General features: G+C 54.8%; 8 protein-coding genes. 6 read left to right on the forward strand and 2 right to left on the reverse strand.

Going from position 1 to position 9,255, the window contains the following annotated elements; all coding sequences use genetic code 11:
* Window positions 1-164: 164 nt before the first annotated feature.
* The gene (locus KDN35_RS14250) at window positions 165-1,820 is read right to left on the reverse strand and encodes a DUF6583 family protein (protein WP_212133043.1); all 1,656 of its coding nucleotides are present in this window, start codon (window positions 1,818-1,820) and stop codon (window positions 165-167) included.
* A gap of 269 nt (window positions 1,821-2,089) precedes the next feature.
* Here KDN35_RS14250 and KDN35_RS14255 point away from each other — a divergent pair, with 269 nt between their 5' ends.
* From KDN35_RS14255 to KDN35_RS14280, 6 genes are all read left to right on the forward strand, one after another.
* Window positions 2,090-3,004 (forward strand): LysR family transcriptional regulator, encoded by a 915-nt coding sequence (locus tag KDN35_RS14255; RefSeq protein WP_171566122.1) that lies wholly within the window; start codon window positions 2,090-2,092, stop codon window positions 3,002-3,004.
* A gap of 153 nt (window positions 3,005-3,157) precedes the next feature.
* Entirely contained in the window at window positions 3,158-4,261 is a 1,104-nt protein-coding gene (locus tag KDN35_RS14260) for a citrate synthase/methylcitrate synthase (RefSeq protein WP_212133044.1), read from the forward strand.
* A gap of 220 nt (window positions 4,262-4,481) precedes the next feature.
* A complete protein-coding gene (locus tag KDN35_RS14265; protein WP_171566125.1) occupies window positions 4,482-5,237 on the forward strand; it encodes a DeoR/GlpR family DNA-binding transcription regulator in 756 nt (251 codons plus the stop codon).
* Window positions 5,234-6,148 carry a 1-phosphofructokinase gene (gene pfkB, locus KDN35_RS14270; protein ID WP_212133045.1) on the forward strand — a complete coding sequence of 305 codons (915 nt, stop codon included), beginning with the start codon at window positions 5,234-5,236 and terminating at the stop codon, window positions 6,146-6,148. The genes KDN35_RS14265 and pfkB overlap by 4 nt, the downstream gene beginning before the upstream one ends.
* Window positions 6,149-6,180: 32 nt before the next feature.
* Entirely contained in the window at window positions 6,181-8,097 is a 1,917-nt protein-coding gene (locus KDN35_RS14275) for a PTS fructose transporter subunit IIABC (RefSeq protein ID WP_212133046.1), read from the forward strand.
* 29 nt (window positions 8,098-8,126) lie between these two features.
* The gene (locus tag KDN35_RS14280; RefSeq protein ID WP_212133047.1) at window positions 8,127-8,387 is read left to right on the forward strand and encodes an HPr family phosphocarrier protein; all 261 of its coding nucleotides are present in this window, start codon (window positions 8,127-8,129) and stop codon (window positions 8,385-8,387) included.
* Window positions 8,388-8,706: 319 nt separating this feature from the next.
* On the opposite strand, the gene KDN35_RS14285 is transcribed toward KDN35_RS14280, so the two are convergent.
* On the reverse strand, window positions 8,707-9,255 hold a 549-nt coding region (locus tag KDN35_RS14285; protein WP_212133048.1), incomplete at its 5' end, for a M23 family metallopeptidase.

The raw sequence follows: 9,255 nt of genomic DNA on the forward strand, positions 1-9,255 counted from the left end.
TTCATAAAGTCGCTATTGGTTTTCGGTATTGTGGAAGAGATTTCCTTGTTAAAAAAATTCTTTTTTTTCGCCATATTTCGATAAAAATTTCCCTGTTTTTACAGGGGGACAGAGACAAAAAAACATCCCCCTTCCGCGGGGAAAGGGGGACTCGCATCCAAGCGTCATGGCATCAGCATGGCCGGCATCAATTCCTGGAACAAATCCTGGTGCTTCATCATGAGGGATTGCGCGGCCGTGCCCGCTTCCTGCTGGATGGACATGATTTCTTCGTCGGTCACTGTTGCGATGTTGACGGCATTTTCCGGGGTCATGGCCGGAATGTTGAGCGGTTTGCCAAACGCTTCCTTCACTTTTACGTTCAGGCTGATGCCCTTCGGCATGTCGGGCGCTGCCTTGTCGAAATTCAGCTTGATCGTGCCTTCGGAATCGCGTCCGCTGTCGGTTTTTGTCGTCGAGAAGCGGCCGGAGAGGGCAATGTCTTCCGGATGATCCTCGCTCTTCAGGTTCAGCGTGAAGTCGTAGGTGCCCGTCTCTTTTTTGTCCTGCTTGCTGATTTCGAACGTGGTGGACAGATCCAGTTTCGCTTCCCGTTCGACGTTTACCAGGACGCCGATGGTGCCGGTCGTTTTGTCGCTGTGCGTGGTGCCTTTGTAGCGGAACGTCATCTCGCCTTTTTCGCCGTGGTCGTCTACATACAGGGAGTAGCGGCGGTACTTGTCGGCTCCGTTAGCAAAGGCGACGCTTTGCCAGAGGTTTTGCTCTTCCTTGCCCTGCTCGCTGGTGATCATCAGCTTGCGGGAGAGGATTTCATCGTCGCTGTTGATGAGCATCACCATTTTGAGCTGGTCGTTCGTGCCAGTGGTCCTTTTCAAATCGGCCAACATGTCGTCAAACACCTTGACGTATTCTTTCTTGAACTCCTCTTTGGACAGTTCCTTCACGTCCTGATACCCGCTGTCTTTCAGCAGCGAGGCGACGTTGTGGTAGCGGCCATAGACCAGGTCGAACAGCTTGTCGTCGGATTTGGCCTTTTCCGCTATTTTCGTCATAAGTGCTTTTGCTTCCTCGTCGGTGAAGGTGACAGTCACCTCGCGGACGCTCGTCTGGTAGCCTTCCTCGGAGAAGGAGGCGTTCTTGTTCATCGTCACCTGGCTGTCTTTCAGGCTTTCCGCGTACAGGAGCGCATACGGCTTGATCACGTCGGCCACTTCATCGCGGGGGACTTTCACTGCCTCGTACAGGTCGCGGGGCGTGATCAGGCGCTTGGGCAGCTCTTCGCCAAATCGCTCCTTGATCGTGTCGCGGTCTTTCAGGTCCACGTAACCGTATTTGGGGTAAAAGTCCGGGAGCCGGAAGCCTATTTTGGTGTCATCGATGAAATAGTCCAGCGTAAGGAGCTTGCGGTCTTTCAGATGCACCTCCACACCGCCGGACTGCTGCCGCTTGGACTCGTCCACGTTGGACTGGATTACCAGTTTGGCGCTTTTCAAGAGGTCCAGGATTTTTTCGGCCTGCGGGTTGGGAGGAGTGCCGTCGACGGTGATTTGACTCAGTTCGGTCGTGGAGTGAACCGGTTTTTCCAGGTACGGCTTGATGTACTCTTCGTATTCGTTAAAAGATTGGGAAATATCGTCGGACAACTGGGCAAAGTTGTTTGCCTCCGCCTCCAGATAGACCGTTTTGGCGCTTTTGAACAAATCCAGCTTGGCGTACGCTGTGCCCAGTCCGCCCAGCACCGCGATCCCGGCCGCCCCGATCACGAGCAGAGTCTTCTTGAAGCGTTTGCGCGGCGGAATCACGTTTGTAGTGGTTTCCATAATGTTCCTCCTTGTATGGTTTCTCTTCACTATATGGGGCGCTGTGGATAGGATTTTTCCCCCGACACCGTATTGTACCACAAGCAAGTGGAAATGATGCCCATATTTTTGAAAAAATTTATTAATAAAAGGAAAATCATACAGGGAATATGAGGAGGAACAACCATGTTTCGGATTGGGCAGCTGGCGTACCTGCAGCGGGAAAACAGGACGTACTGCCGATTGGGCAGAATGATATAACGCATGGTTATCATGAAGGAGGGAGCGCCGTGGATATTCGGGTGCTGCAAACATTTGTCATGGCGGCTGCCACGGAGAATTTTCACCAGGCGGCTGAAGCGTTGTATATCGCCCAGCCGACAGTCAGTCAGCACATCCGGACGTTGGAGCGGGAATTGGGAATCAATCTGTTTGAGCGGGTGGGCAAACGCGTCCGGCTGACACCGGCCGGGAAGCGGTTTCTGCCGCATGCCAAAGCGCTTCTGGAACAATGGCACCACGGCCTGGAGGACCTTCTGGCGTGGCGGCAGGGGTACCGGGAGAAGCTGCAGATTGCGGTTTCTCCGATTATTGCCCGCACGCGGTTGTCCCATTTGATTCACCGCTATACCAAGCTGTATCCGGACGTGGACCTCTCCATCAAAATCGCTGACTCCGTGGAGATCGGTCCCATGGTGCAGAGCGGGCAGGCCGATCTCGGGCTGACGCGAATGGTCCCGGGCGAACTTACGCTGCATACATACAGGCTGTACGAAGATCCGGTCGTGTTTGCCGTTCCCCACAGCGGCGGAGATATGGAGGCCCCGCTGCCCGACTGGGAGCAGGAACTGCAAACCAAACGGCTGCTGACGCACAATCACCCCGGCTACTGGGACGATCTGCTGCTGTTGCTGAGGCAGCGCGGACTGTCGCTGAGGACGATGGCTGTTTCCCAGGTGGACATTACCAAGGCGTTTATTGAGGAAGGGTTGGGCGTCTCTTTTCTGCCCCGCTCGGCCATCAGCAGGGAGTTGTTTGAAAACCGTTTTATGGAACTGCCCACGCCAGGCCTGACCATTCCGAAGGTGGCGACCTACCTGGTGCTGCCGAAGAGAAAAGGAAGCGAACCGGTCCAGCGCTTTGTCGACATCCTGGCCGCCTTGTATCCGCCGCTGCCAGAGGTGCACGGGGCGGGCCGGGCGTGAAGGGACAAATCAACGACCTGCCGGGGAGTGAAATTGATTACGGTTTTTAATTGATATACCTGGATTATTCTATTTCCCTTATCGTTTTTGTATCGATATACTGATTACAAAGAGAATGGACACGAACAGACTGGAGAAGAAGGAGTGGTGTGGATGAGTCAACAGCATACATTAGCCATTGGGTTGGAAGGCATTGCGGTCGCTGAAACCGACCTCAGCCTGGTGGACGGCCTTAATGGCCTGCTCGTCTACCGCGGCCATTGGGCGCGCGACCTGGCGATCAACCATACGTTTGAGGAAGTGGCCCATCTGCTGTGGTACGGCCATCTGCCCAACGAACAGGAGTTGGCCGAGCTGAAGGGCAAACTGAAGGAAAACCGGGAACTGCCGGACCACGTCAAGCGCATTCTCGACCTGATCCCGGCCGAGGTGGACATGATGAGCGTGCTGCGCACCGGCGTATCCGCACTGGGCAGCGCCGATTACAGCTGGCCGCCGACGCTGGACCAGGTCATTTCCCTGACGGCGAAGATGCCGACAATCGTGGCGTACCGCTACGCCCGCCTCAACGGCCGCGAGCCGCTGGAACCCAATCCCGCTCTGGATCACACGGCCAACTACCTGTACATGCTGAAAGGACAGGAGCCCAACCCGGCTCATGTGCGAGCACTGGACGCCTACCTGATTCTGACGCAGGAGCACGGCATGAACGCCTCCACGTTCTCGGGACGCGTTGTCAGCTCCACCCAGTCCGACCTGATTTCGTCGATCACGGCCGCCATCGGCGCGCTGAAAGGACCGCTGCACGGCGGCGCACCGTCCGAAGTGACCGAGATGATCGAAGCGATCGGCACCAAGGAAAACGCCGAACCGTGGATGCGCGCCAAGCTGGAAAAGGGAGAACGCCTGATGGGCTTCGGCCACCGCGTGTACAAGACCGTCGATCCGCGCGCGACCGCGCTGCGCGTCGTGGCGTCGCAGCTCTCTGGCGACGACCCGTGGTTTGACCTGGCGACGCACGTGGAACAGGTAGGGTTGAAGCTGCTGGAGGAATACAAGCCGGGCCGCAAGCTGAACACCAACGTGGAGTTTTTCGCCGCTGCAGTCATGCGGGCAGTGGGCCTGGACGATACCCTGTTCACGCCGACCTTTGCCGTCAGCCGTGTCGTCGGCTGGAGCGCTCACATTCTGGAGCAGGCCAAAAACAATCGAATCATTCGTCCGCAGTCGAATTACACCGGTCCGATGCCGAAATAACATCGGGCCCGGCTGTTGATACAGTTTGCGCTTTTGACGGGAGCAGCCCTGTGGGGGGCTGCTCCTTTCATTTTGGGCAGCCGCTCAATGTTTCGATTGATCGTTTTTGAACGAAAAATGATTGTTAATGATCGTTTGTGGTTGTTTATGACGGAAAAGTGGGGTATAATGACGGTACGATTCAACATGTATTTTTCCCGTTCCGGAAAGGAGGGTGCAATTGCTAACGCCTGAACGTCATCACATCATCTTGTCCCTGCTCAAAGAAAAGGATGTTGTCCGCATCCACGAGCTGGTGGAAGCGACAGGGGCATCCGAGTCGACCATCCGGCGCGACCTGAGCGAATTGGAAGAACAGCGGCTGCTCAAGCGCGTTCACGGCGGGGCGTCTTCCTTGCAGAACAAGATTGAAGAGCCTACGGTTTTGGAAAAAGCGGTCAAACGCGAGAAGGAGAAAACGGCAATCGCCCGGTATGCTGCCAGTCTGGTGCAGGAACGGGACTCGATTTTCATCGATGCCGGCACGACCACGTACCAGATGCTGCCGTTCCTTCCCTACGACAACATCGTCGTGGTGACCAATAGTCCCGACATGGCCCTGCAGCTCAGCAAGCGGAACATCAAGACAATTTTAATTGGCGGTGAATTGAAAGCGGCAACATTGTCGCTGGTGGGACGCGATGCCCTCAAAACCATCAGCCAGTACCGCTTCGACAAATGCTTCCTGGGCATGAACGGGGTCGACAAGCACCACGGCTTGACCACGCCGGACCCTGACGAAGCGTACGTGAAGCAGTTGGCCCTGCAATTTTCCGACGAGCGGTTCGTGCTGTGCGACTCCGACAAGTTCTCCCGCGTCACGTTTGCCAAAGTGGCCGACTTGCGCGAGGTGACGGTGATTACCGACGACGGCTTGTCGCAAGAAGAGCAGCAGGCGTACAGTCGATTAACAAATCTCAAAGTGGTGAAAGCATGATTTACACAGTAACCTTGAATCCTTCTATTGACTACCATGTATGGGTTCCTGCCCTGGACAAGGGGACCATACACGAAGCGCACAAAGAGTGGAAGGATGCGGGGGGAAAAGGCATCAACGTCTCCAAAGTCCTGCGGCTGTTGGGAGTGGACAGCACGGCCCTGGGATTTGTCGGCGGATTTACGGGCGCGTTTATCCGGCAGCAAGTCGAGCGGGCCGGCATTGCGCATCAGTTTCTTTCCATCGAGCAGGATTCTCGAATCAATATCAAGATCAAGGCCGACACCGAGACTGACATCAGCGGCGTCTCCCCGGAAATCCCGGCGGAAGCGCTTAAACAGCTGTTTGCGCAGATCGACCGGTTGGGGCCGGATGACTACCTGGTGCTGGCGGGAAGCGTGCCGAAGAGCTTGCCGCTCGACATCTATCCGACGATCATGAAACGGCTTCAGGGCAAAGGTGTCCGCGTGTTTTTGGACGCGAAGGGAGAAGCGCTGAAAAGCGGATTGTCGGAACAACCGTTTTTGATCAAGCCCAACCATCACGAGTTGGGGGAACTGTTCGGGGTGGAGATCACCACGCACGACGAGGTGATCGCCTATGGGCGAAAGGCGCTGGAACTGGGTGCGCAAAACGTGATTGTCTCCATGGCCGAGCAGGGTGCCGTATTCGTCAACCGTGAAGTGGCATTCGCCGCGCGGATTCCCAAGCGAAAACCGGTCAATTCGATCGGGGCGGGAGACTCCATGGTTGCCGGTTTCCTGTATGCGCATACAAAAGGGTGGCGTGCGGAAGAGGCGTTTCGCTTCGCTGTTGCGGCGGGGACCACGACCGCACTGTCGGAAGGGTTTTGTACGCATGAAACAATCCGCACGTATTTACCCGAGATCAGCGTGATCACAGTGGAATAAACACAGGGCAATAAAAAAAGGGGGGCAATACCATGCAGCATCACATTCGCATTGCCGATTTGCTGAAGGCCGACACGATTGTGCTTCACCTGGCAGCGAAGACAAAAGAGGAAGTGCTGGACGAACTGATCGCCACGCTGGATGAAGCCGGTCGTCTGCACAGTCGGGAAGAGATGAAACAGGCGATTCTGGCCCGCGAGGCACTGGGTTCGACCGGGATCGGGGACGGGATCGCCATCCCGCACGCCAAAACGGCAGCGGTCAAAACGCCCAGCATCGCTTTTGGATTGTCCAAAGAAGGGATCGATTTTGACTCGCTCGACAAGCAAAAAGCGCATCTGTTCTTCATGATCGCGGCGACGGAGGATGCCAACCAGGCGCATTTGGAGACGCTGGCGCTGCTCTCCCAGATGCTGATGGACGAATCGTTCCGGCAGCAGTTGATGCAGGCGGAAACCAAACAGCAGGTCGTGGACATCATCTGCCGGAAAGAGCAGGACATTCACGGTGAAAGTGAAAGCGTTTCCGACGCACAATCCGGCGGCGGAGTGAAAATTGTCGCCGTAACCGCGTGCCCAACCGGAATCGCCCACACCTACATGGCCGCCGATGCGTTGAAGAAGAAAGCCGACGAGCTGGGCATTTCCCTCAAGGTGGAGACAAACGGCTCCGGCGGCGTGAAAAACAGGCTGACGGAGGAAGACATCGCCGAAGCGGCAGCCGTCATTGTGGCCGCTGACAAACAGGTGGACATGGAGCGCTTTGCCGGCAAAGTGGTGATCGAGGTGCCGGTGGCGGAAGGCATTCGCAATGCGGAAACGCTGTTGAAACGCGCGGTGAACCGGGACGGGTACGTTTACAGCGGCGAAGCGAAGGTCGGTTACAAGGAAAAGATTGAGCAGGCGAAGGCCGAAAACAAACAGAAGCAGCCCGCTGTGTACAAGCATCTGATGAACGGGGTATCCAACATGCTGCCGTTTGTCGTGGGCGGTGGCATTATCATCGCGCTTAGCTTCATGTTCGGGATTAAGGCGTCCGATCCAAACGACCCGTCTTTCCACCCGCTGGCCAAGGCGCTGATGGATATCGGCGGCGGCACAGCCTTTGGCCTGATGATCCCCGTGCTGGCCGGGTTTATTGCCAAGAGCATTGCCGACCGCCCGGCTTTTGCGCCCGGCATGGTCGGCGGGATGCTGGCGGCTTCGTCCGGCGCCGGATTCCTGGGCGGGCTCATTGCCGGGTTTCTGGCTGGCTACACGGTAGCCGGATTGAAAAAGCTGTTTGCCGGACTGCCGCAGTCCCTGGAAGGCATCAAGCCGATGCTGCTCTACCCGCTGTTCGGGATTTTGATTACCGGATTTGTTATGATGTACGTGGTGTCAGAGCCGGTAGCGGCCGCCAACGCGGCGCTGGGTGACTGGCTGAAAAACATGAACCAGGGCAACGCCGTACTCCTGGGCATGGTGCTTGGGGCCATGATGGCGTTCGATATGGGCGGTCCGGTGAACAAAGCGGCCTTTACGTTCGGGATCGCGATGATTGCCGAAGGAAACTACGCTCCTCACGCGGCGATCATGGCGGCAGGGATGACCCCGCCGTTGGGCCTGGCGCTGGCAACGCTGCTGTTCAAGAAGAAGTTTACGGATGAGGAACGGCAGGCAGGCAAAACCGCCTGGGTGCTGGGTGCGTCATTTATTACCGAAGGGGCCATTCCGTTTGCCGCGGCTGATCCGACGCGCGTCATTCCTTCGATCATGGTGGGCTCCGCAGTTGCGGGCGGTCTGTCGATGCTCTTTGGTTGTACGCTGCCTGCGCCGCACGGAGGGGTGTTTGTTCTGCCGGTCGTGGGCAACGCTGTCCTGTACCTGGTTTCGATTCTGGCCGGTACGGTCGTGACGGCACTGATGATCAATCTGCTCAAGCGAGCAGCAAAAGAAGGAACAGAGTAAACACAGAAAAAACAAGGAGTGGATGAAACATGCTGACCAAAACATTCGTCATTCAAAACCCGACAGGGATGCACGCACGTCCCGCTTCGCTGTTTGTGCAAAAGGCGACGTCGTTTAACTGCGAGATCAACCTCATCAAAGGCACGAAAAAAGTGAACGGCAAAAGCATTATGGGCGTGATGACCCTGGGCTTGGCCAAAGGCGACGAAATCACGCTGGAAGTAAGCGGCGAACAGGCACAGGCGGCCATGGAGGAACTGGGCAAAATCCTCGAAATGGTGCACGAATAGAAAACGCACATGGGACTCTCCGGATGGGGAGGGTTCCTCAGACCGCCTAAAAACTCCCTCTTCTGCAAGCGCAGAGAGGGAGTTTTGACGTATTTGCGCATATATGCGCAGTAAAAGAAGCGGCCCGTAGCAGCGCGAAGCTCTTTTCTCCTCGTTTCTCCACAGACAGTTGTTGGCACCGGGCCAACGCAGCCTCTATCTCTTCACTAAATTGAAAAATCGAATAAAATCGTAATTTTTACAGAAAAGCGTGTAGATCTTGTACTTTGGGTACTTAGTCTACACGCTGAGCCAGATAGTACGCTGCTTGGATTATATATCACTTGTTATTCGATTTTTTCATTTTGTTCTTCTTCTCTGCTTTCTCTTTTGCTTCTTTGTTTAGTTTTTCAATATCTTTGTCCGTTACATTAAAGTGCTTCTTAAAGTTAGTCAATGTCCTATCTTCTGGATTATTCTCGTCCATCCACTGGTTAAACTTATCTTCCCCAACGTAGTCTATCAAAATTTGATCAATAAAATATTCAGGGTTATCATACTTAAAATCAATTTCGATGTGATCGCTATGTTCGCTTTCATCGGCCATTAATGATCTAAATTGATTTGGCCAGAAATATTTTGGATTTATTGTATCTGAGTAATCTGGGGTTGTATCATTCCCATTGTTTACATCAAAGTGCAAGTGATAACCTCTTCCATCCTCCTCTCCTGGTGCCCCTGTATTACCTGATTCAGCAATTTCTTCTCCCCTACTTACATAATCATATTTGCCAACATAGTAGTCGTTTAGATGAAGATATCGCGTAATGAGGTTATTTCCATTTGGATCCTTATCATTATGTTTGATTGTTACATACTTAGCTCGAGG

Origin of the sequence: Brevibacillus sp. NL20B1 (assembly GCF_018195675.1) — a bacterium.
GTDB lineage: Bacteria > Bacillota > Bacilli > Brevibacillales > Brevibacillaceae > Brevibacillus > Brevibacillus aydinogluensis.

Coding starts and splice junctions, on each gene's coding strand:
- pfkB (WP_212133045.1), top strand. CDS start 5,234: ATGATTTACACAGTAACCTTGAATCCTTCTATTGACTACCATGTATGG.
- KDN35_RS14250 (WP_212133043.1), bottom strand. CDS start 1,820: ATGGAAACCACTACAAACGTGATTCCGCCGCGCAAACGCTTCAAGAAG.
- KDN35_RS14275 (WP_212133046.1), top strand. CDS start 6,181: ATGCAGCATCACATTCGCATTGCCGATTTGCTGAAGGCCGACACGATT.
- KDN35_RS14280 (WP_212133047.1), top strand. CDS start 8,127: ATGCTGACCAAAACATTCGTCATTCAAAACCCGACAGGGATGCACGCA.
- KDN35_RS14260 (WP_212133044.1), top strand. CDS start 3,158: ATGAGTCAACAGCATACATTAGCCATTGGGTTGGAAGGCATTGCGGTC.